Raw genomic sequence first — 20,901 nt, forward strand, 5'->3', positions numbered from 1 at the left:
AAATTCTTAAAGTTTCTTCTCCATCACGTAATCGTCCATCACGTAGCCGTGACCGATGTCGTCGACCATGACTTCGCGAACAGCGAAACCGTACTTCTTGTACGAATCGATGGCATTCACGTTGCGCTTGTTCACCTGCAGGATGACGCAGGGGTAACCGGCTTTCCTGGCCCGCTCGGCAACGTGGGCGATCAGTTGCCCGCCGACGCCGCGCCGCTGCACGTCCGGATGGATGTAGAGCTTGTCGAGCTTGAACTCGCCCTTATAGATTTCGCTGAAGGCAAAACCGACGCGGCGCCCTTCGTGGAAAGCCTGGTCGAGCCATTTGTGCAGGTCCTCCAGATCATCGTACAAACGCTCGTGCCCATAGCGCTGCTCGAGCATGAAGTCGATCTGCTCCTGGGTGATGATGCCGGGATAGGTCGCCTGCCAGATTTCACGGGCCAGCGCCGCAATCGCCGGCACATCGGGCGGCGTCACGGAGCGGATTTCGACATTCAGGTTGCTGTTCATTTATAAAACCTCTGTTCTCCGGGTGGCCGGGTCTTGAAGCGCTTGTGCAACCAGAAATACTGCTCCGGCATGCGCAGTACCTGGCTTTCGATAAACTGGTTCATATATTCAGTGTCGGCCTCGACGCTGGCGCCGGGAAAGCTCTCCCAAGGCGGCATGACTTCGATATCGTAGCCATCGGGAGATTGTCGGCAAATCACCGGTACCACGCGGGCCCCGGTCAACCGCACCAGGCGGGACAGCGCCGGGATGGTCGCCGCCTGGACCCCGAAGAAGGGCACGAAAATCGACTCCTTCGGGCCGAAATCCATGTCCGGCAGGTAATAGAAGGGATGTCCGTCCTTCATGGCCTTGACGATCTTGCGCATGCCGTCCTGGCGCGACAACAGTACCGCCTTGTTGAAACGCATCCGTCCATCATAAAGCAGCTTGTTGAGCACGGGATTCTTCTGCATCGAAAATACACTGCAGCCCACTACGTGCATCGACACCACCGTCCCGCCGGCATCGAGGCCGACAAAGTGTGGTGTCAACATGATGATCGGGCGCCCCCCAGGATCTGTGAGATGCTCAACACCATGAATCCGGATGATGCGTTCCAGCCGCTCCTTTGAGGCCCACCAGCCCAGCGTGCGGTCGAGCACGGCCTGCGCGAAGGCGACGAAATGCCGGCGGGCAATATCTTCGCGTTCCGCTTCCGTTTTATCCGGAAAACACAGGCGCAGATTGGTTAGCGCTACCTTGCGCCGCTCGCGCCCGACGGCGTAGAGCAGACGCCCCAGCCCAGCGCCCAACGCTCGCAGGACGGGGAGCGGCAGCCAGTGCAGCAACCACAGAAAGGCGACGAGGATGTAGGTAAGAAAGATTTTCAAGAATCACTCCGCTGGCGGCGCTTCAGCACCCCCCGGTCGTTTGTAGCGGTTGTAGCCCCACAGGTACTGCTTCGGGCACTGGCGAATCAGCGCTTCGATCTCATGATTGATCTGCTGCGCCCGCTCAATAGTCGAACCAGCCAGGGGGCTGGTTGGCTGCGAAAAATGAATGCGGAAACCGCGTCCGCCCGGCAAGCGCTCTCCCCAGGTAAGCAGGGAAACGGCATCTGTCTCCGTCAGGCGGGCGGCCAGCGTCATGGTGTAGGCGTAACGACCGAAAAATTTCAACCATACGCCCTCGCCGGTCTTTGGCGCCTGATCGGGCAGCATGCCGACCATCTGCCCCTTCTTCAGGGCCTTGATCAGTGCCCGCACGCCAGACAGGTCGGCCGGTGCCAGGTGCAGGTGCTCGCGCTTGCGGCCCATCAGGATCAAGTCGTTTGCAGCAGCCGACTTGGGCTCGCGATACAGCACGGTGATATCGCCAAAGGACGAAAGATACTGGGCGGTGATTTCGAAGCAGCCGAGGTGCGGGGTCAGGAAAACAATACCCTTGCCGGCCTGGCGCGCCGCCTCGACCAATTCCCAGCCGACCACCTCGGCAACCAGCGGCACGGCCTCGTCGAGTGGGCGCATCCAGATGCGCGACAACTCAACCATCTGCTTGCCGGTTTCGGCTGCCACGGCACCGCGTAACGATGGATCAATGCCGGCCTGTGCCAGGTTTTCCTGCAAATGCCGACGATAGGTTGGCGACAGCCAATAGATCAGCCGGCCGAGCAGCCCGCCAAGGGTATGCAACACGCACAACGGGAGCTGGGAAAGGAGGCGAAAAAGGAAAACCATGAGGCCCCGGGGGTTGATTCCCCCTGAGAAAAGGTTACCATTATCCAATCGCCGAGTTAAACAGACAACTTGCGGGGCGATTCACAAATTCTGCTAAAGCGTCGCCTGCTCGTGGTCCAAAGCTGGTAACGCCGGATCAAAGGACCACTGGAGCGCTTCATGAGCGATTACCTCTTCACCTCGGAATCTGTCGGCGAAGGCCATCCCGACAAGGTTGCCGACCAGATTTCCGACGCCATCCTCGACGCCATCCTGTCGCAGGACAAGCATTCCCGCGTTGCTGCCGAAACCCTGTGCAACACCGGCTTGGTCGTCCTGGCCGGCGAGATCACCACGTCCGCCAACGTCGATTACATCCAGGTTGCCCGCGACACCATCAAGCGCATCGGCTACGACAACACGGAATACGGCATCGATTACAAGGGTTGCGCCGTGCTCGTCGCCTACGACAAGCAGAGCCCGGACATCGCCCAGGGCGTCAACGCCGCCTACGACGACAACCTCGGCCAAGGCGCTGGCGACCAGGGCCTGATGTTCGGCTACGCCTGTGATGAAACCCCGTCGCTGATGCCGCTGCCGATCTACCTGTCGCACCGCATGGTCGAACGCCAGGCCATGCTGCGCAAGGATGGCCGCCTGCCGTGGGCGCGCCCGGACGCCAAGTCGCAGGTCACCATCCGCTACGTCGACGGCAAGCCGCACGCGATCGATACCGTCGTGCTGTCCACCCAGCATTCGCCGGACATCAGCCTGGAAGACCTGCGCGAAGCCACCATCGAGCAGATCATCAAGCCGGTGCTGCCGAAGGAACTGATCAAGGGCGACATCAAGTATCTGGTTAACCCGACCGGCCGCTTCGTCGTCGGCGGTCCGCAAGGCGACTGCGGCCTGACCGGCCGCAAAATCATCGTCGACACCTACGGCGGGGCCGCCCCGCACGGCGGCGGCGCCTTCTCTGGCAAGGATCCGTCCAAGGTCGACCGTTCCGCCGCCTACGCCACCCGCTACGTCGCCAAGAATATCGTTGCCGCCGGCCTCGCCTCGCGCTGCCTGGTTCAGGTTTCCTACGCCATCGGCGTCGCCGAGCCGACCTCGATCATGGTCGAGACCTACGGCACCGGCAAGGTCAGCAACGAAACCCTGACCGCGCTGGTCCGCAAGCACTTTGATCTGCGCCCGAAGGGCATCGTCAACATGCTCGACCTGCTCCGCCCGATCTACCAGAAGACCGCTGCGTACGGCCACTTTGGCCGCGACGAGCCGGAATTCACCTGGGAGGCAACTGATCGCGCCAATTTGCTCCGTTCGGATGCCGGTCTGTAAGGCAACAGCTTTGTGAAGTTTTGCAAGAAGGGGGCCTACCAGGCTCCCTTTTTCGTTAAGATCATCAGATATGTTGAAGAAAATCCCTGTCGAACGATTGGTTCTGGGCATGCACCTGCAGGCCTTTTGCGGCGCTTGGCTGGACCACCCATTCTGGCGAACGAAGTTCGTCCTGACCGATCCCAACGACCTGATCCTCATTGCAGAAAGCCCGATCAAGGAGGTCTGGATCGACGTCGCGAAAGGTATCGATATTGACGTCGACACTGGCGAACCGGCACAGGAAGTTGTCAGCGCCGAGGTTATTCCGGTCGAGCAACCTGTCGTTCAGGAAAAAGCTTCATTCAACGACGAAATCAAGCGTGCATCGAGAATTGTCGCCAAGGGCAAGGAGGCCGTCGTTTCGATGTTCCACGAAGCCCGCATGGGCAAGGCCATCGAAGCTGAAGCAGTCGCACCGTTAGTTGAGGAAATCTCGAATTCGGTAATGCGCAATCCGGGCGCCCTGATCAGCCTCGCCCGGTTGAAAACAGCCGACGACTATACCTTCATGCACTCGGTCGCCGTCTGCGCCCTGATGATCGCGTTGGGCCGCCAACTAGACCTCGACGAACTGCAAATACGCGAGGCAGGCATGGCTGGCCTACTGCACGATCTTGGCAAGGCGATGATTCCGCTCGAGATCCTCAACAAGCCGGGCAAGCTGACCGACGACGAATTCGATCTGGTCAAAACCCACCCCGAGGAAGGCTACAAACTACTCCTCGAAGGCCAAGGGGTCAGCGACATCACCAAGGATGTATGCCTGCATCACCACGAAAAAATCGATGGTAGCGGCTACCCGAAAGGGCTGAATGGCGAAACGATGAGCCTGTTCGCCAAGATGGGGGCCGTCTGCGACGTATACGACGCAGTTACCTCCAACCGACCCTACAAGGCAGGCTGGGATCCGGCCGAATCGATCAAGCGGATGGCCGAGTGGAAAGGGCATTTCGACCCGCTCGTTTTCCAGGCCTTCGTCAAGAGCCTGGGTATTTATCCGATCGGCTCGCTGGTCAAGTTGGCATCCGGAAAACTGGGGGTCGTCATCGAGCAAGGCGAACAGTCGCTGCTCAAGCCCAAGGTCAAGGTTTTCTTCTCGACCAAGTCACAGGCCTATATCAAGCCTGAAGTCATCGACTTGGCACGCAGCGCCGAAAAAATTGCCGGACGCGAAGATGCCGCCAAGTGGGGCATCAAGGATATCGACCAATACTGGGCCGGCGACAAAGGCTGAAACTCAGCCAAAAAACGGTTTATAATCCGAAACCTACCGAGGGGCGCTGCAGGAGCGCGGTGATCACATCGCTCCCAGGCTCGGTTTAAAACGGCGCTCACTGATCAACCCTGCCGGGCGCAGGGGGCCGCCGGTGAGCATCAACGCCGTTATTCCCCTCCCCGTCACAGTTACCGAGGAGCTTACTGTGGCCGAATTCAAAGACTACGTCATCGCTGACATCAACCTTGCCGACTGGGGCCGCAAGGAAATCAACATCGCCGAAGGCGAAATGCCGGGCCTGATGGCCATTCGCGAAGAATTCGCGAAGACCCAGCCGCTCAAGGGCGCGCGTATCACCGGTTCGCTGCACATGACCATCCAGACCGCCGTGCTGATCGAGACGCTGACCGCACTCGGCGCCGAAGTCCGCTGGGCCTCGTGCAACATTTTCTCGACCCAGGACCACGCAGCCGCCGCCATCGCCGCGCAGAACATCCCGGTCTTCGCCGTCAAGGGCGAAACCCTGGTCGATTACTGGGACTACACCCACCGCATCTTCGAATGGCCAAATGAAAACGGCGCGGCGGTCTACTCGAACATGATCCTCGACGACGGCGGCGATGCCACCCTGCTGCTGCACCTCGGCGCCCGTGCCGAGAAGGATCTGTCGGTTATCTCCAAGCCAGGCTCCGAAGAGGAAACCATCCTCTTCGCCGCCATCAAGGCCAAGCTGGCCGTCGATCCGACCTGGTACTCCGTGCGCCTGGCCCAGATCAAGGGCGTCACCGAGGAAACCACCACCGGCGTGCATCGCCTGTACCAGATGCATCAGCGCGGCGAGCTGAAGTTCCCGGGCATCAACGTCAATGACTCGGTGACCAAGTCCAAGTTCGACAACCTCTACGGCTGCCGCGAGTCGCTGGTCGACGGTATCAAGCGCGCCACCGACGTCATGGTCGCCGGCAAGATTGCCGTCATCTGCGGCTACGGCGATGTGGGCAAAGGCTCGGCCCAGGCCATGCGCGCCCTGTCCGCCCAAGTGTGGGTCACCGAAATCGACCCGATCTGCGCCCTGCAGGCCGCCATGGAAGGCTATCGCGTCGTCACCATGGAATACGCCGCCGACAAGGCCGACATCTTCGTCACCACGACCGGCAACTTCCACGTCATCACCCATGACCACATGGTGAAGATGAAGAACAACGCCATCGTCTGCAACATCGGCCACTTCGATAACGAAATCGACGTCGCCTCGCTGGAAAAGTACCAGTGGGAAGAGATCAAGCCGCAGGTCGACCACGTCATCTTCCCGGATGGTCGTCGCATCATCCTGCTGGCCAAAGGTCGCCTGGTGAACCTCGGCTGCGGCACGGGCCATCCGTCCTACGTGATGTCGTCCTCCTTCGCCAACCAGACCATCGCCCAGATCGAACTGTGGAGCGAAGCGCAGAAGGGTTCCAACAAGTACCCGGTCGGCGTGTACACCCTGCCCAAGCACCTCGATGAAAAGGTCGCCCGCCTGCAACTGAAGACGCTCAACGCCCAGCTCACCGAGCTGACCGACGAGCAGGCCGCCTACATCAACGTGCCGAAGGAAGGCCCGTACAAGGCCGACCACTACCGCTACTAAGCGAAGCCATGCTGAACCTGCTCGCTGTCTGGATTGTCAATGCGCTGGCCCTGCTGGCGTTGCCGTATGTCGTGCCGACCATCCAGATAGCCGGGTTCGGCACCGCGCTGCTGGTTGCCGTCGTGCTGGGCCTGATCAACACGCTGCTCAGGCCCTTACTGGTGCTGCTAACCTTGCCTGCCACGCTGCTGACGCTGGGCTTGTTTATCTTCGTCATCAACGCCTTGCTCTTCATGCTGGCCGGCCATCTGGTCGATGGCTTCCAGGTCGGCAACTTCTGGTCTGCGCTGTTTGGTTCAATCGGCTACAGCCTGATTTCCTGGTTGTTGAGCGCGATTTTGCTGCGCAAGAACTGAGGCGCAGGGATGAGCATGAACTCCTTCCACGCCCGGCAGAAAAAGCCGCGGCCGCCGCGCGAACCGTCGTACGAGCGACCGGCCGGCGTTTTACGAGCGGATGCCCTGCTCGTCGCCCAAGGACTCGCCCCTTCCCGCACAGCAGCCCAGGCGCTGATCAAGGAAGGTCGGGTCAGTTGGGCAGGCGGTCCGATCAGCAAACCGGCGATGGATTTGCCGAACGACACACCGCTGATCATCGCCGCCGACCCCGATGCCCATTTTGTCTCGCGCGGGGGTCAGAAACTGGCCGGCGCGCTCACGCAGACCGGAATTACCGTTAGCGGCAAGCGCTGTCTCGATGTCGGCCAATCGACCGGCGGCTTCACCGACTGCCTGCTGCAAAACGGTGCCCAGCATGTCGTCGGCGTCGATGTCGGCCACGACCAGTTGCACGCCAAATTGCGCGCTGACCCCGCGGTCACCGCCATCGAAGGCGTCAACTGTCGCGCCCTGAGCGCCGCCGATCTCGGCCAGGCTTTTCCGGAAAACGGCTTCGACCTGATCGTCGGCGATGTTTCCTTCATTTCGCTGACCCTGATCCTGCCGCAACTGCCCGCCTTGCTCGCCACGCACGGTGACATGCTGCTCCTGGTCAAGCCACAATTTGAAGTCGGCCCCGCCAACATCGGCAAAGGCGGCATCGTCCGCGATAGCGCGCTCTACATCGATGTCGAGCGCAAGCTGCGCGACTGTGCCCGTATCCTTGGCCTCACCGTTCGTGGTTGGCTGGACAGCCCGATTGCCGGCGGTGACGGCAACCGCGAATTCTTCATCTGGTTGAACAAATGAATACAGATATTTCCATCGAGTTTTTCCCGCCGCAAACGCCAGAAGGCGTCGACAAGCTGCGCACCGTCCGCGCCGAGTTGGCCAAGCTGAAGCCTGAGTTCTTCTCGGTTACCTATGGCGCCGGCGGCTCCACCCGGGAACGTACCTTCGCCGTGGTCAAGGAAATCGCCGCCGAAGGCTTCGACGCCGCGCCACACCTGTCATGCATCGGATCGACGCGCGAATCAATCCGCGAAATCCTTGCCGAATACAAGGCCGCCGGGATCAAGCGCACCGTCGCCCTGCGCGGCGACCTGCCCTCGGGCATGGCCGAGGCTGGCGAATTCCGCTACGCCAACGAACTGGTCGAGTTCATTCGCGCCGAAACCGGTGACTGGTTCAGCATCGAGGTCGCCGCCTACCCGGAATGGCACCCGCAGGCGCGCAGCCCGAAGGACGACCTCGACGCCTTCGTGCGCAAGGTCAAGGCTGGCGCCAATTCGGCCATCACCCAGTATTTCTACAATGCCGACGCCTATTTCAGCTTCGTCGACGAGGCTCAGGCACAGGGCGTGGATGTGCCCATCGTTCCCGGCATCATGCCCATCGTCGGTTTCACCAAGCTGGCCCGCTTCTCCGATGCCTGCGGCGCTGAAATCCCGCGCTGGATGCGCAAAAAATTCGAGAGCTTCGGCGACGACACGGCCTCCATCCGCGCCTTCGGCCTCGATGTGGTCACCGAACTGTGTGAGCGCCTGCTCAAGGGCGGCGCTCCAGGTCTGCACTTCTATTGCATGAACCAGTCGGCGCTGACCACGGAGATTTGCCGCCGTCTCGGCTGATCCGGGCGACAGCCCGAACAAGCCCGCGCCTTGCCCGCGGGCTTTTTTGTACCCACCGGGATCAGGCGGCCTGCGTCACGATCACGTTCTGCGCTGGCATCGGTGCAGGGAATCCGGCCTCGGCCAGTGCCTCGCGGATCGTCCGGTTGGTATCGAAATAGACCTGCCAGTAATGATCGTTGTGGCAGTACGGACGCACCGCCAGCACCGGCCCGACCAGCGTGAAGTCGAGAATCTCGACATCGACCTTCGGCTCGGCGAGCACATTGGGAATCGCGGCAATTTTGTCGCGCAGCAAGGCCATCGCGGCTTGATGATCGGCGCCCCCGGCCAACTGGCACTTCAGGTCCACCCGTCGGAACGGGTTGTGGGTGAAGTTCTGGATGTTGTCGCCGAATATCTTGTTGTTGCCGACCACCGTCGACACGTTGTCCGGCGTATTGATGGTCGTCGCGAACAAGCCGATTTCAGTCACCGTGCCCGTTATGCCGGCCACGGTAACGAAGTCGCCGACTTTGAAGGGACGCAGCACGATCAGGAAAGCGCCGGCCGCGAAATTAGCCAGCAGCCCCGCCCAAGCCGCTCCGATAGCGATACCGGCACCGGCGATCAAGGCCGCGAAGGTCGTGGTCTGGATTCCGAAGTAACCGAGAATACCGATCACCAGCAGCACATTCAGCGTCACGGTGACAATCGAACCGACATAACGCAACACGGTCGGATCAACCTTCTGTTTTTCTAGCGCCGCGCGCACCATGCCAACCGCAACGCCGATCAACCAACGGCCGACCACCCAGAAAACAATGGCGGCGAGTATCTTGACGCCGACATCGGTTGCTGTGGTTACGATCAGATCCTGATAACGGGAAATATCCTGTTCGGTCATTGCTGCTCTCCTTCCACCCCCAAAAATGAGTACAAAAGATTCTAGTTGGCCCGGCAAAGAAAAATATGCCCCTGCACATATCTTCACAAAACTCCGCTTTGCCGTTGACGCCCCCCCGGGGGGTCTATATAATTCGCGCTCCCTAGGCGGGTCGGTAGCTCAGTCGGTAGAGCAGCGGACTTTTAATCCGTTGGTCGCGAGTTCGAATCTCGCCCGACCCACCAGTCATTTAAGGGAAATTCTGGGTCGTTAGCTCAGTTGGTAGAGCAGCGGACTCTTAATCCGTAGGTCCACAGTTCGAATCTGTGACGACCCACCAGAATCAAAAGCTCTAAGCCTCGGCCTGGTGCCGGGGCTTTTTGCTTCAGCAGCACCGATTCATCTTAACGAATCGAACACCGGACGCGGGGTGGAGCAGTTGGCAGCTCGTCGGGCTCATAACCCGAAGGTCGCAGGTTCAAGTCCTGCCCCCGCAACCACAGCATTTCAGACAATGGCCAATCGATCGATTGGCCATTGTCATTTTGGTCATTTTGTTCCGCCGAACATTCGGCCTGGCGAGAACACGCTGCGGCACACGCCCCACTTGCTTTCTTCGCCTATAAAAGCACCAAATGCTCGGGCACGCATTGGCCCCAATTGGCTCACGAGCACAGCCGTTGAATTTCATAGTCCATAAACGGACAATACATTCAGCCCTCGATTAGACTATTTCGGATCATCCCCCCTTAGAGGCTGTTCACGATCAATTGGATGTCGTAGACTGGGGCATGAGAAAGAGATACCCCAGTGACATCAGCCCGGAAGCCTTTGAAGAGATCAGGCCCTTGCTGGAAAGTGTGCGCAAGCAGACCAAGCCCCGAACGGTGGATTTATATGAAGTGTTCTGTGGCGTGCTGTATTTGCTGAAGAGCGGTTGCCAATGGCGGATGCTCCCGAGCGAATATCCGAAATGGCGCACGGTGCATGCCTATTTTGCCAAGTGGAGTGAGCCTGGTCCAGACGGTTTCAGCGTTCTGGAACGGGCTTTAAAAAAATGTGGTTGGCGCGGTCCGTACAAAACAGGGGCGCAAATCCTCGACGAGCTTCTTGATCGTCGACGCGCAGAGCGTCAAGAACAGCGATAGCGCTCGCGAGAAAGGCTACGATGCGGGCAAGAAAGTTTCCGGCATCAAGCGCCATATTGCCGTCGATACCCAAGGTCTGCCGCACGCTATCGCCGTCACGACCGCTGATGTAGCCGACCGCAAGGGGGCATTGCAGGCTTTGAGCCGCTGTGCAGCGGATTTACAAGCCGTTCAGAGCATCCTGGCCGACGGTGGCTATGTCGGCCAGCCTTTTGCCCAAGCAGTAGATGAACTGCTGGGCGCCGAGGTTCAAATCGCCAAGCGCAGCGAATTGCATACCTTTGCCGTCATACCTCAACGCTGGGTTGTCGAGCGATCATTTGCCTGGATTGAAAAGTGCCGCCGTCTTTGGAGGAACTGCGAACGCAAGCTGAACACCAGCCTACAGTTCATTCATCTCGCCTTCCTCGCGCTTTTGCTCAGAAGATCGTGAACAGGTTCTTAGACCTGATCACCGGCCAATCAGATAGAGGGAGTCGACTAACCTGTCTATCCGCACCACACACCCCACCCAATACATATGCGCCTGCTGCTCGTTGAAGATCACCCGGATCTCTCAAAATGGCTTGTTGGATGGCTGAGTCGCGGGGGCTTCGTCGTCGACGCCCTTGGCCGAGGCGACCTGGCCGATCTGGCGCTCAAAAACGAGCGCTACGACCTCGTCATTCTCGATCTATCGCTACCCGGCCTTGATGGACTTGAAGTGCTGCGCCGTCTGCGCAACAACGGCGACTCCACCCCGGTTCTTGTGCTGTCTGCACGCGGGGCCAAGGAGGACCGCGTACGCGGACTCAATCTTGGTGCCGACGATTACCTGCCAAAGCCCTTTGAGCTTGACGAACTGGAGGCGCGCATCAAGGCGCTGCTGCGCCGTAGCGGCAGCCAGACGCCGCGAACCAAGATTGGCCGCCTCGTCTTTGATACGCTGGCCCGCGAGGTGACGATTGATGGCAAGCTGCTGCCGCTGACACCACGCGAATTGGCGGTACTTGAGGCACTGGTACCCCGACTGGGCAGACCGGTATCGCGTGAAGCCGTATTCAAGCGGGTATTCGAATTCGACTCGGATGCACGCATCGAAAGCATCGAAATTTACGTGCATCGGCTGCGCAAGAAAATCGAAGGTTCTGATGCGACGATCATCACCTTTCGCGGTTTGGGCTATGCCCTTGCCGTCGAAAACGGAGACCGTTCACAATGAGAAGCTGGTCGGGCTTGGTAAAACTTGTCGGTCTGCCCGCTCTCGCACTCCTTCTGGCGAGCAACACAATCACCGCCTACCTGGAAACCCGCGATACCGTTTACGCCAGCCATGACCGTGCCCTGCGCGCTGCGCTGCTCTACTTGCCGACGGAACCGCTGATCTCGGAAGATATACACCGCCGCCTGGCGGCGAGCCTCAGCAAGGAAGAGAAGGAAGTCTTTTTTTCCGTCACCGGACCCGATGGCCACACGCTGGCAGGCGAAAGCGGCCTGTCCTACCCCTCGGCCCACACGGGCGATTCCGTTCGTTTCAGCAATGCCTACTATCGCGGCCGTGCCATACGCATCGCTGCGGCACATATCGGGGCCAACGATTATCTCGTGGCCGAAAGCGTATCGACGCGCGTCGAACTCGTCCATCGGCTGACGTTCACGGACCTGCAACGGCAGCTCTGGCTAAGCACACTGGGCATCGTGCTTGTCTGGCTTGGCTTGCGTACCGTACGGCATGATCTTGGACGCATGGCCGAACAACTGGCCAGGCGAGAAGCCGAGAACCTGGCCCCGCTGGCGACGGACGAGCTATCGCCGGATGCCAGGCCACTGGCGGATGCCATTAATGGCCATCTGGCAAAACTCGCCGGCCTGCTCAACGCAAGCCGGCGTTTCGCTGCAGATGTCGCCCATCAGCTCCGAACACCACTCACCCTGCTTGGTGCCCAAGCGCAATATGGTTTGCGTCAGGACGATGCAACCGAATTGCGCAAAACCATCGGCGAGATCGCGGCCGCCTCACGCGGTGCACAGCGCCTATGCAATCAGATGCTCTCGCTCTCGCGGGTCGAATCGGCGAACAACACGCTGGCGGAAGGGTCGCGCTTCGATTTGGCAACACTGCTGCGCGAGACCGCACTCGACCTGAGCATGCTCGCACTCGAAAAACGTATCGATCTCGCCTTCGAATGTACAGGTGGAGCAGTTGATATTGTCGGCAACGAGATCATGCTCCACGAGTTGTTTGCCAACCTGATCGACAATGCACTGCGCTACACCCCTTGCGATGGCATGGTACGCGTATCGCTGACCTGCGCGGATGGCCGGGCCTGCGTCGAGGTCGCCGACTCCGGGCCAGGTATTCCCGTCAAAGCCCGCGAGGTAGTGTTCCAACGCTTCCACCGCCACCTCGACCGTGCTGGTGGCAGCGGATCAGGCTTGGGCTTGGCGATTGCCCACCAGATCGCCCTAGCGCACGGCGGCTCGCTCATACTCGACGATGGCCCCGATGGCCGCGGACTTGTCGCGCGCGTACATTTGCCCCTCCCCATTTAGACAAACAGCATCGACCTCCGAGCGAAAGGTTTTTGAAAGGTAACTCGCATGGAATGGAAAACAGGGCATCACCGCCCGCATTCCAAAATGGAGGATCGCCATGAAAATGCGTAGCCTGTTGTTATCGCTGATCGCACTGGTCGGATTTCAAGCCTTTCAGGCGCAAGCGCAGGAAAAGCTTTACGTTTACACCTCGATGAAGGAATCAATGATCGGGGACTTGAAGAAAGCTTTCGCCGCAAAGCACCCCGAAGTAAAAATGGACTACCAGTCCGCCGGCGCCGGCAAGCTGATGGCCAAGATCGCCGCCGAGCGGGAGTCGGGAAAATTGCTAGCCGACATTCTCTGGACCAGCGAGGTACCGGATTTCTACAAACTCAAGGAACAGGGTGCCCTGCAAGCCTACGTACCGAAGGAAATCAAATCGGTACAGAATCCGCTGCCCGACTATGACGGCTCATTCACCGCCGTACGGCTCGGCACGCTCGGCATCACCTATAACACACGCCACATCAAAGAAGCCCCGAAAACCTGGGCCGACGTCCAGAAACCGGCATACAAAGGCGCATTCGGCATCGCCAACCCTGCGCTGTCGGGCACTGCCTACATGAGCGTTGCGCTGTTGGTGAAAAAATTTGGCTGGTCCTACATCGAAGGTTTGCGCGCCAACGGAGCCAAGATGGGCAAGGGCTCCGGGCAGGTAGTGGACGACACGGCCTCCGGGGACTTGCTGGGCAGCCTCGGCGTCGACTACATCACGCTCGACAAGGTGGATAAGGGTGCATCGCTGAGCCTCGCCTACCCGCCGGAGATGCTGGTGATCCCGAGCCCCATCGCCATCTTCAAGGGCACACAAAACCTTTCCGCCGCACAGAAATTCGTGGACTTCGTCTTGTCGAAGGAAGGCCAGACCATCATCGCCAACGAGGGGACGCTCCCGGTACGTGCCGACGTCAAGGTACCCGAACGCTATCCGCTGCCCCCCCTGGCCGATGCGATGAAACGTGCCATCCCGATCGACTACAAGCAACTGATGGCCGAGAAGGAAGGCACGATCAAGAAGTTCACCGAAATCATGCAGAAATAAGCCGGGGGCAATCATGAGTGCTGTGCGAATAGAAGGCCTTGCCAAAGCCTACGGCAAGCATGCCATCCTGCGCGGGCTTGATCTCGCCATCAAGGCAGGCGAGTGCTTTGTCCTGCTAGGCCCGTCCGGATGCGGGAAAACTGTTCTGATGCGGCTCTTGGCCGGTTTCGAGACCCCCGACAATGGGCGTGTCGTCATCGGTGACGTCGAAGTCGCCGCAAATGGTGTCAACGCCCCCCCCGACCGGCGCGGCATTGGCATGGTTTTCCAGGATTACGCCGTCTGGCCACACATGAGCGTGCGCGACAACGTTTCCTATCCGCTCAAGCTCGCCACCGTGCCAGCCGACGAGCGCGAACGCCGCACCCAGCAAGCCCTTGACCACGTCGGGCTGAGCGGACTCGAAGCACGCATGCCTTCGCAGCTTTCAGGCGGTCAGCAGCAACGCGTGGCGCTGGCACGTGCCCTCGTTTCCAAGCCTGCGCTACTGCTGCTCGACGAGCCGCTCAACAACCTTGATGCCAACCTGCGCGAGGAAATGCGTTTCGAGATTCGCGAGTTGCAACAACAACTGGGAATTACGGTGATTTATGTCACCCATGACCAGGAAATCGCACTGGCACTTGCCGACCGCATCGGCATCATGGACGAGCAGGGGCGGTTGCGGCAAATCGGTGCACCGGCCGAACTGTTCGACCAACCCATCGATGCGTATGTCTATCGCTTCCTCGGTATAGCCAACTTCGTGCCGATGAAAAAGCGGGGGGCGAACTGGTATTTTCCCGACGGGGTTGAAACCTGGAAGGGAGCCCCCCCAAATCTTCCGGGTGAACATCTGACGCTAGGCTGCCGCCCTTTCGATATCGTCTTGTCGCACGACGGGCAAGGATTGCCCGGCATCATCAAGCGGGCAAGTTTTCTCGGCGCCCAAATGGACTATCTGATCGAGGTGGGAGGCGTGACGCTACGCGCCGCCACCGATAGTCGGCACGCCCTCGACCAAATGCAGCGTTTTGCCGAAGGCACGGACTGCCTCGTCAACTTCCGCTCCGCGCAGTGGTTCGAAAACGCTGTGCCAGCCAATCAGGGAGAAGCCCATGCTTAGGTTAAGCCGTATCACGTTCGGCACGCCGCAGATCCTGTTCGGCATCGCCGTCGGCATCCTGGTACTGTTCGTCGCCGTACCGGTGCTTCTGATCTTTTTCAATGCCCTGTGGGTCGATGGCGCGCTCAATCTGGTCGACATGATCAAGGTCCTGAGTGAACCCGAAACTTACAAGGCGCTCCTGAATTCGCTGATTCTCGCGTTCGGCGTGACAATCACCGGCACCATGGTCGGCACCTTCTTCGCGTGGCTGGTAACGCGCACCGACCTGCCCTACAAAGGGGCAATGAAGCTGCTTTTCCTCGTACCCTTCATGCTGCCCTCGTTCATCGGCGCATTGGCGTGGAAGATGCTGCTCTCCCCGCGCTCCGGCTACATCAACGTGTTCTGGATGGAAACGCTCGGTTTCTCGGAACCCTTGCTCAATATCTACTCCTACACCGGCATCATTCTCGTCGAGACGATGTACCTCTTCCCCTTCGTCTTCATCCAGGTGTGCGGCGCACTTGAGCGCATGGATCCGACACTCGAAGAATCGGCGCGTATCTCTGGGGCCGGCCTGTTGACAATCACGCGCAAGATCACCATCCCGCTCGTCGCCCCCTCTATTCTCTCTGGCGCCCTGCTGATCTGCCTGTACTCGATGGCGCATTTCGGTACGGTGGCCATGCTGGGAATCGAAGCCGGCATCTACAACATTCCGACGCTGATCTACGAGCGCATCCACCAGAGCGCCGGCAGCTTTGCCGCCATCCGCACCGGCACCGTGCTATCCACCGTACTGGTCGTCACTGCAGCGCTCATTATCTGGTTTCAGAACAAGGTGCTGTCGCGCGGACGCTACCAGATCATCGCGGGCAAGAGCTTCCGTCCAGCGGAAATCCGCCTGCGCGGATTACGCGTGCCGCTACTGCTACTCTGCCTGGCCTACATCGCTTTCACCATCGTCCTGCCCACGGCCACGATCTTCCTCGTCGGCGGCCTGAACACCTACGGCTTGCCGATCACGCCGGAGAACATGACCTTCGCCAACTATCACCACATTCTCTTCGAGTGGGATCTGACCCGCGATGCGATCTGGAACAGCATTGGCCTCGGCCTGGCTTCGGCGCTGATCACGATGTTCGCCGGCGTCATCATCTCCTACGTGATCGTGAAGATGAAGGTGCGGGGCAAGGGCTTCCTCGAATTCCTCGGCATGCTCCCCTTCTCGGTGCCGGGTTCGGTGATCGCGCTGGGGGTCATTCTTGCCTGGAGCGGCAAGTACGGCATCAACATCTACAACACGATCTGGATCATTCTGGTTGCCTACATCGCCCGCTACATGGCTTTCTCGCTGAAAGCCAACTCGGCCGCCCTGGAGCAGGTGCACGACTCGCTCGTCGAGGCGGCACGTGCCTCGGGAGCAACCATGTGGCAGGCGCTCAGGGACGTGGTTGTTCCCCTGGTGCGCCCTGGCATGGTCGCAGCGTTCTTCCTGATTTTCCTGCCGGCACTGCGCGAACTGACCGTCTCCGTACTGCTCTACGGCCCGACCACGCGCACCATTGGCGTGGCGATCTACACGCTGAACGAGGATGGAGAAACGGTTTACGCCGCTGCCATGGCCGGCGTGGCGCTCATCATCATCGTTACCGCCGAGGTGGTAGTGAAGAAATTCTTCACAGCCACCAGTTCAAAGTAGGAGAGCGCCATGTCAACACTGAAACTTGATCGCATCACCAAGCGTTTCGGCAACGTCACCGCCGTCTCCGCCCTCGATCTCGAGGTCGAACACGGCGAATGCGTCGCCATGCTCGGCCCGTCGGGCTGCGGAAAGACGACCACGCTGCGCATGGTTGCCGGCTTCGAGGACATCGACGAAGGGGAGATTCTCACAGCCGACAAGGTGCTTTCCTCGAAAATCAAAAACTACTACCTGCCGCCGGAAAAACGTGATTTCGGCATGGTGTTCCAGGCGTTCGCCGTCTGGCCGCACCTCACTGTGTACGAAAACGTTGCCTTCCCGCTGCGCATCCGCAAACTGCCCGCCGCCGAAATCGAAAGGCGAACCAGCGACGCCCTGCGCCATACCAATCTGCACAAGGTGGCCAACAATCGCCCCGACGACCTGTCGGGAGGCGGCAAGCAGCGCGTCGCGCTGGCACGTGCACTGGCAATCCAGCCAAAAGTGATGCTACTCGACGAGCCGCTCTCCAGTCTGGACCCCCACTTTCGTGAAGAAATGCGCTTTGAGATCAAGGACATCCAACGCCGCCTGGGCTTTTCGATCCTCTACGTCACGCACGACCAGTCGGAGGCGATGGCGCTCTCCGACCGTATCCTGGTCATGAAAGGCGGGGTGGTACAACAGGTTGGCACCCCGACCGAGATCTACTATCGACCGGCCAATCGCTTCGTATTCGGCTTCATTGGCCTCTCAAGCCTCCTGCGCATTCGCTTTTTCAACGGCAGGTGCTTTGTGGATGACATCGATATGCCGCTAGATGCCGCCACTCCGGCACCTCCTGAAATCGTCGGCGCTGGCGAAGGCGTGCTGGCGGTCAGGCCTGCTGACGCCGATTTCGTTGACGAGGGCGGCTTGCCCGGCATCGTACGGCGCCGCTCCCTGCTCGGCGAGATTGTCGATTACCAGATCGCCGTTGGCGAGCAGGTTGTGCGCGTGCAGAAGACACGACACGAGCCGGGCCCGAACACGGGAGAAGCTTGCCAATTAAAGTTTGTACTGGGTAACTGGTATCCCATGACCGATAGCGCAGATAGCTGACTCGCTCGTTGCCCGGGCCGCTCGGGCCTTGCAAACAAAAGGCCAGTCGATCGACTGGCCTTTTGCTGTTGGCTTTTCGCGCGCTACTTGCGCCCGAATTTCTCAGCCAGCTGGTTTAGTTTTTCCTGCCGGCGCTGCTCGGCCCTGACTTCCTCCTGGGCAACCTTGCGCTGCTCGGCCTGCTTCTTGAAGCGCTCCTTCAACTGCTCGGCAGCGTGCTGGCGGTTTTCGTCGGTCACTTCTCCGGCCGGCGACCCGTCCAAATTCAGGCGCACGCTGCCTTTTTCCATTTCCTTCAGATAACGTGTCGAAATGGTGTGGCTACGCATGGCCAGACGCAGGGACTTCTTGCTGACCTCGGGCAGCTGGGCGAAGACCTGCTTGTCGATGCCGATAGCCAGCGGACTGAAATTGCGGAAGACGTCGAAACGCGCCTGGAGGTCCTTGAGCAGGGTACGCGCATCAACCGGTTTGTCGGGAGTGGTTTCTGTAGTCATGATGAAACGGGAACGAGTCGAGGCGCGAAGGTTAGCACGACGGCACACATTTTCGGCCCCGAATCCGCATTCAGACGCCGTTTTTACGGAACCAAGCGAGCATCCGCTGCCAACCATCCTCGGCTTCTTCCTTGCGGTAGCTGGGCCGGTAATCGGCATGGAAGGCATGTGGCGCATTGTCATACACATGGATTTCCGAAGCTTGCGCAGCCGTACCGCCCTGCTTGAGCGCCTTCTCCATGGCCTCGACCGTTTCCAGCGGTATGCCGGCATCAAGGCCGCCATACAGGCCCAGTACCGGAGCCTTCAACTGAGCTGCCAAATCGGTCGGGTGCCTTGGCGTAATGTCGTTGACAACGCCCACCAGACGGCCATACCAGGCTACCCCTGCCCTGACGCCAGGATTGTGGGCGGCGTACAACCAGGTAATCCGCCCCCCCCAGCAAAAACCGGTAACGGCCAGCCGGCGGGTATCCGCTCCCTTGCCGGCAGCCCAGGCCACGCAGGCATCGAGGTCGCTCAGCACCTGGGCATCCGGTGTCTTGCTGGTGATGCGTGCCTGGATATCCGGGATGCTGGCAATCTGGCGAGGATCCCCCTGGCGGGCGAACAGTTCCGGGGCGATCGCGCAGTAGCCCAACCTGGCTAAACGGCGGCAGACATCGCGGATATATTCGTGCGCCCCGAATATTTCGGAAACCACCAGCACGACAGGCGGTTTTTGCTGCCCCGCCGGTACGGCTCGATACGCCACCATGTCGCCATCCTTGACCGGCACCTTGATCTCACCGGCAACCAGACCCGTATCGTCGGTCTTGATCGCCGTCTGCGCCAGGGCCGATTGGGTAGCCAGCGCAAATCCCGCCCCCAGCGACGTGACAATAAAACTTCGCCGTGTGAAGGATTGTGCCGGCACAAGACTGTCGAATTCGGATTCGGTTTCCATGGCTTGCCTCCTGCTGGTGGTGGGTGGTGTTACATCAAAACGATGTCGTACTGTTCCGGTGAATAGCTCGGCTCCGACTGCAAGGAAACAGCCTTGCCGATGAAGTCGGAAAGCATGGCCAGCGATTGCGACTCCTCGTCGAGAAAGAGATCGACCACATCCGGCCCAGCCAGTATCCGGTATTCGCGGGCATTGAACTGCCGCGCTTCGCGCAACAGCTCGCGCAGGATCTCGTAGGCAACCGTGCGTGCCGTCTTGACCTCGCCACGACCGCCGCAGGTCGGGCAGGACATGCACAGCACATGCGCCAATGATTCGCGCGTACGCTTGCGGGTCATCTCGACCAAACCCAGTGCCGTGAACCCGTTCACCGTCAGCCGAGTGTGGTCGCGGGCCAGCGCCCTATTGAACTCGTCGAGCACGGCTTTCTTGTGTTCCTCATTCTCCATGTCGATGAAGTCGACGATGATGATGCCCCCGAGGTTGCGCAGCCTGAGTTGGCGGGCGATGGTCACGGCCGCCTCGAGGTTGGTCTTGAAGATGGTGTCGTCGAAATTGCGCACGCCAACGAAACCGCCGGTATTGACGTCGATAGTCGTCATCGCCTCGGTCTGGTCGATGATGAGGTAGCCGCCTGACTTCAGATCGACACGGCGAGCCAGCGCCTTCTGGATTTCTTCCTCGACACCATGCAGATCGAACAGCGGACGCTGCCCGGTGTAGTGATCGAGCAGCGGTAGAACAGCCGGTGTGTATTCCTCGGCGAAGGTAGCCAGTTTCTGGAAATTTTCCCGCGAATCGATATAAATGCGGGTGGTTTCGGGATTGACGAAATCGCGCAGGACACGCTGCCCCAGCGACAACTCCTGATAAAGCAGCGATGGCGGCGCCGACGTGCGAGCCCTGTCGCGAATATCGGCCCAAGTCTTCTTCAGGTAGGCAATATCGGTTGCGAACTCCGCCTCGCTGGCGTTTTCGGCCATGGTGCGCACGATGAAGCCACCCTTCTCGTCCGCTGGCACCAGCCGGGTCAGTTTGTCACGCAGGGCCTCGCGCTCGGCCTCGGACTCGATGCGTTGCGAAATGCCGATATGTTTTTCCTGCGGCAGATAGACCAGCATGCGGCCGGCGATGGAAATCTGCGTCGATAAGCGCGCCCCCTTGGTGCCGATCGGATCCTTGATCACCTGCACGACGATGCTTTGGCCTTCAGCCAGAATGCGTTCGATCGGTCGCTCGGTAGCCGTTTCGCGCGGCTGCCAGATATCGGCGACATGCAGGAAAGCAGTACGCTCCAGCCCGATTTCGACGAAAGCCGACTGCATCCCCGGCAGGATGCGCACCACGCGCCCGAGATAGACGTTGCCGACCAGTCCGCGGCTGGCGGTGCGTTCGATGTGCAACTCCTGCACAACTCCTTGTTGCATAACGGCAACACGGGTTTCCTGGGGCGTGAAATTGATCAGGATTTCTTCGGTCATACGCTCTACAATTCGCGGTTTTT

General features: G+C 59.7%; 20 protein-coding genes, 3 tRNA genes and 1 riboswitch. Of the genes, 16 read left to right on the forward strand and 7 right to left on the reverse strand.

From position 1 onward, the window contains the following. Window positions 1-6: 6 nt before the first annotated feature. Genes AB6Q56_RS16825 through AB6Q56_RS16835 form a run of 3 tightly spaced genes read right to left on the reverse strand, consistent with a single transcriptional unit; the run spans window position 7 to window position 2,189 of the window. Window positions 7-513 (reverse strand): GNAT family N-acetyltransferase, encoded by a 507-nt coding sequence (locus AB6Q56_RS16825; protein WP_434514204.1) that lies wholly within the window; start codon window positions 511-513, stop codon window positions 7-9. Next, window positions 510-1,385 (reverse strand): lysophospholipid acyltransferase family protein, encoded by an 876-nt coding sequence (locus AB6Q56_RS16830; protein ID WP_434514205.1) that lies wholly within the window; start codon window positions 1,383-1,385, stop codon window positions 510-512. Before AB6Q56_RS16830 ends, AB6Q56_RS16825 begins: the two co-directional genes overlap by 4 nt. 3 nt (window positions 1,386-1,388) lie before the next feature. Continuing rightward, entirely contained in the window at window positions 1,389-2,189 is an 801-nt protein-coding gene (locus tag AB6Q56_RS16835) for a lysophospholipid acyltransferase family protein (RefSeq protein ID WP_434514206.1), read from the reverse strand. A 201-nt stretch (window positions 2,190-2,390) separates the two neighbouring features. Between AB6Q56_RS16835 and metK the strand changes: the two genes are divergently transcribed. The 6 genes from metK (at window position 2,391) to metF (ending at window position 8,450) form a co-directional block, all read left to right on the forward strand. Then, on the forward strand, window positions 2,391-3,554 hold the full coding sequence (gene metK, locus AB6Q56_RS16840) for a methionine adenosyltransferase (protein ID WP_434514207.1): 1,164 nt from the start codon (window positions 2,391-2,393) through the stop codon (window positions 3,552-3,554). 70 nt (window positions 3,555-3,624) lie between these two features. Continuing rightward, a complete protein-coding gene (locus AB6Q56_RS16845) occupies window positions 3,625-4,830 on the forward strand; it encodes an HD-GYP domain-containing protein (RefSeq protein ID WP_434514208.1) in 1,206 nt (401 codons plus the stop codon). Between the two features lie 32 nt (window positions 4,831-4,862). After that, a riboswitch (S-adenosyl-L-homocysteine riboswitch) is annotated at window positions 4,863-4,936 on the forward strand. A gap of 81 nt (window positions 4,937-5,017) precedes the next feature. Then, window positions 5,018-6,442: an adenosylhomocysteinase gene (gene ahcY, locus AB6Q56_RS16850; RefSeq protein WP_434514209.1), complete on the forward strand. Its 1,425-nt coding sequence runs from the start codon at window positions 5,018-5,020 to the stop codon at window positions 6,440-6,442. An 8-nt stretch (window positions 6,443-6,450) separates the two neighbouring features. Beyond that, window positions 6,451-6,798, forward strand: coding sequence for a phage holin family protein (locus AB6Q56_RS16855; RefSeq protein ID WP_434514210.1), 348 nt, complete (start codon window positions 6,451-6,453; stop codon window positions 6,796-6,798). A 9-nt stretch (window positions 6,799-6,807) separates the two neighbouring features. Continuing rightward, window positions 6,808-7,629 (forward strand): TlyA family RNA methyltransferase, encoded by an 822-nt coding sequence (locus tag AB6Q56_RS16860; RefSeq protein ID WP_434514211.1) that lies wholly within the window; start codon window positions 6,808-6,810, stop codon window positions 7,627-7,629. Next, entirely contained in the window at window positions 7,626-8,450 is an 825-nt protein-coding gene (metF, locus tag AB6Q56_RS16865) for a methylenetetrahydrofolate reductase [NAD(P)H] (protein ID WP_434514212.1), read from the forward strand. Before AB6Q56_RS16860 ends, metF begins: the two co-directional genes overlap by 4 nt. A gap of 61 nt (window positions 8,451-8,511) precedes the next feature. Here the strand turns inward: metF and AB6Q56_RS16870 are convergent, their stop codons facing one another. After that, a complete protein-coding gene (locus AB6Q56_RS16870; protein WP_434514213.1) occupies window positions 8,512-9,336 on the reverse strand; it encodes a mechanosensitive ion channel family protein in 825 nt (274 codons plus the stop codon). 148 nt (window positions 9,337-9,484) lie between these two features. Here AB6Q56_RS16870 and AB6Q56_RS16875 point away from each other — a divergent pair. The 10 genes from AB6Q56_RS16875 (at window position 9,485) to AB6Q56_RS16920 (ending at window position 17,954) form a co-directional block, all read left to right on the forward strand. Continuing rightward, window positions 9,485-9,560: transfer RNA gene (locus tag AB6Q56_RS16875), tRNA-Lys, on the forward strand. Between the two features lie 19 nt (window positions 9,561-9,579). Beyond that, window positions 9,580-9,655, forward strand: a tRNA-Lys gene (locus AB6Q56_RS16880). Window positions 9,656-9,739: 84 nt separating this feature from the next. Continuing rightward, window positions 9,740-9,815, forward strand: a tRNA-Met gene (locus AB6Q56_RS16885). Between the two features lie 291 nt (window positions 9,816-10,106). Beyond that, window positions 10,107-10,896, forward strand: a protein-coding gene (locus AB6Q56_RS16890) for an IS5 family transposase (RefSeq protein WP_434513899.1) whose coding sequence is annotated in 2 segments (ribosomal slippage) — window positions 10,107-10,369 and window positions 10,368-10,896 — 792 coding nt in all. Because the reading frame shifts where the segments join, the coding sequence is not laid out codon by codon here. 87 nt (window positions 10,897-10,983) lie between these two features. Then, complete coding sequence (locus AB6Q56_RS16895) at window positions 10,984-11,664, forward strand: response regulator (RefSeq protein ID WP_434514214.1); 681 nt, start codon at window positions 10,984-10,986, stop codon at window positions 11,662-11,664. After that, window positions 11,661-12,995, forward strand: a complete 1,335-nt coding sequence (locus tag AB6Q56_RS16900; protein ID WP_434514215.1) for a sensor histidine kinase — start codon at window positions 11,661-11,663, stop codon at window positions 12,993-12,995. Before AB6Q56_RS16895 ends, AB6Q56_RS16900 begins: the two co-directional genes overlap by 4 nt. A 100-nt stretch (window positions 12,996-13,095) precedes the next feature. After that, window positions 13,096-14,082: an ABC transporter substrate-binding protein gene (locus AB6Q56_RS16905; RefSeq protein WP_434514216.1), complete on the forward strand. Its 987-nt coding sequence runs from the start codon at window positions 13,096-13,098 to the stop codon at window positions 14,080-14,082. A 13-nt stretch (window positions 14,083-14,095) separates the two neighbouring features. Beyond that, the gene (locus AB6Q56_RS16910) at window positions 14,096-15,187 is read left to right on the forward strand and encodes an ABC transporter ATP-binding protein (RefSeq protein WP_434514217.1); all 1,092 of its coding nucleotides are present in this window, start codon (window positions 14,096-14,098) and stop codon (window positions 15,185-15,187) included. Then, the gene (locus AB6Q56_RS16915; protein ID WP_434514218.1) at window positions 15,180-16,871 is read left to right on the forward strand and encodes an ABC transporter permease; all 1,692 of its coding nucleotides are present in this window, start codon (window positions 15,180-15,182) and stop codon (window positions 16,869-16,871) included. The genes AB6Q56_RS16910 and AB6Q56_RS16915 overlap by 8 nt, the downstream gene beginning before the upstream one ends. A gap of 9 nt (window positions 16,872-16,880) precedes the next feature. After that, on the forward strand, window positions 16,881-17,954 hold the full coding sequence (locus AB6Q56_RS16920) for an ABC transporter ATP-binding protein (protein WP_434514219.1): 1,074 nt from the start codon (window positions 16,881-16,883) through the stop codon (window positions 17,952-17,954). Between the two features lie 83 nt (window positions 17,955-18,037). On the opposite strand, the gene AB6Q56_RS16925 is transcribed toward AB6Q56_RS16920, so the two are convergent. The 3 genes from AB6Q56_RS16925 to rng all read right to left on the reverse strand — a co-directional run bounded on the left by AB6Q56_RS16925 (window position 18,038) and on the right by rng (window position 20,878). Then, complete coding sequence (locus AB6Q56_RS16925) at window positions 18,038-18,451, reverse strand: ProQ/FINO family protein (RefSeq protein WP_434514220.1); 414 nt, start codon at window positions 18,449-18,451, stop codon at window positions 18,038-18,040. 70 nt (window positions 18,452-18,521) lie between these two features. Beyond that, a complete protein-coding gene (locus AB6Q56_RS16930; RefSeq protein ID WP_434514221.1) occupies window positions 18,522-19,397 on the reverse strand; it encodes a dienelactone hydrolase family protein in 876 nt (291 codons plus the stop codon). A 29-nt stretch (window positions 19,398-19,426) separates the two neighbouring features. Continuing rightward, window positions 19,427-20,878, reverse strand: a complete 1,452-nt coding sequence (gene rng, locus AB6Q56_RS16935; protein ID WP_434514222.1) for a ribonuclease G — start codon at window positions 20,876-20,878, stop codon at window positions 19,427-19,429. Window positions 20,879-20,901: the final 23 nt, after the last annotated feature.

The sequence above is a fragment of the Dechloromonas sp. ARDL1 genome (assembly GCF_051122455.1).
Classification (GTDB): Bacteria; Pseudomonadota; Gammaproteobacteria; order Burkholderiales; family Rhodocyclaceae; genus Azonexus.

Excerpts from the sequence above, each read along its gene's own strand:
- AB6Q56_RS16930 (WP_434514221.1), bottom strand. The coding sequence starts at position 19,397 with ATGGAAACCGAATCCGAATTCGACAGTCTTGTGCCGGCACAATCCTTC.
- AB6Q56_RS16870 (WP_434514213.1), bottom strand. The coding sequence starts at position 9,336 with ATGACCGAACAGGATATTTCCCGTTATCAGGATCTGATCGTAACCACA.
- AB6Q56_RS16895 (WP_434514214.1), top strand. The coding sequence starts at position 10,984 with ATGCGCCTGCTGCTCGTTGAAGATCACCCGGATCTCTCAAAATGGCTT.
- AB6Q56_RS16915 (WP_434514218.1), top strand. The coding sequence starts at position 15,180 with ATGCTTAGGTTAAGCCGTATCACGTTCGGCACGCCGCAGATCCTGTTC.
- metK (WP_434514207.1), top strand. The coding sequence starts at position 2,391 with ATGAGCGATTACCTCTTCACCTCGGAATCTGTCGGCGAAGGCCATCCC.
- AB6Q56_RS16905 (WP_434514216.1), top strand. The coding sequence starts at position 13,096 with ATGAAAATGCGTAGCCTGTTGTTATCGCTGATCGCACTGGTCGGATTT.
- metF (WP_434514212.1), top strand. The coding sequence starts at position 7,626 with ATGAATACAGATATTTCCATCGAGTTTTTCCCGCCGCAAACGCCAGAA.
- AB6Q56_RS16900 (WP_434514215.1), top strand. The coding sequence starts at position 11,661 with ATGAGAAGCTGGTCGGGCTTGGTAAAACTTGTCGGTCTGCCCGCTCTC.
- AB6Q56_RS16845 (WP_434514208.1), top strand. The coding sequence starts at position 3,625 with ATGTTGAAGAAAATCCCTGTCGAACGATTGGTTCTGGGCATGCACCTG.
- AB6Q56_RS16855 (WP_434514210.1), top strand. The coding sequence starts at position 6,451 with ATGCTGAACCTGCTCGCTGTCTGGATTGTCAATGCGCTGGCCCTGCTG.
- AB6Q56_RS16825 (WP_434514204.1), bottom strand. The coding sequence starts at position 513 with ATGAACAGCAACCTGAATGTCGAAATCCGCTCCGTGACGCCGCCCGAT.
- AB6Q56_RS16925 (WP_434514220.1), bottom strand. The coding sequence starts at position 18,451 with ATGACTACAGAAACCACTCCCGACAAACCGGTTGATGCGCGTACCCTG.
- AB6Q56_RS16860 (WP_434514211.1), top strand. The coding sequence starts at position 6,808 with ATGAGCATGAACTCCTTCCACGCCCGGCAGAAAAAGCCGCGGCCGCCG.
- rng (WP_434514222.1), bottom strand. The coding sequence starts at position 20,878 with ATGACCGAAGAAATCCTGATCAATTTCACGCCCCAGGAAACCCGTGTT.
- AB6Q56_RS16910 (WP_434514217.1), top strand. The coding sequence starts at position 14,096 with ATGAGTGCTGTGCGAATAGAAGGCCTTGCCAAAGCCTACGGCAAGCAT.
- AB6Q56_RS16920 (WP_434514219.1), top strand. The coding sequence starts at position 16,881 with ATGTCAACACTGAAACTTGATCGCATCACCAAGCGTTTCGGCAACGTC.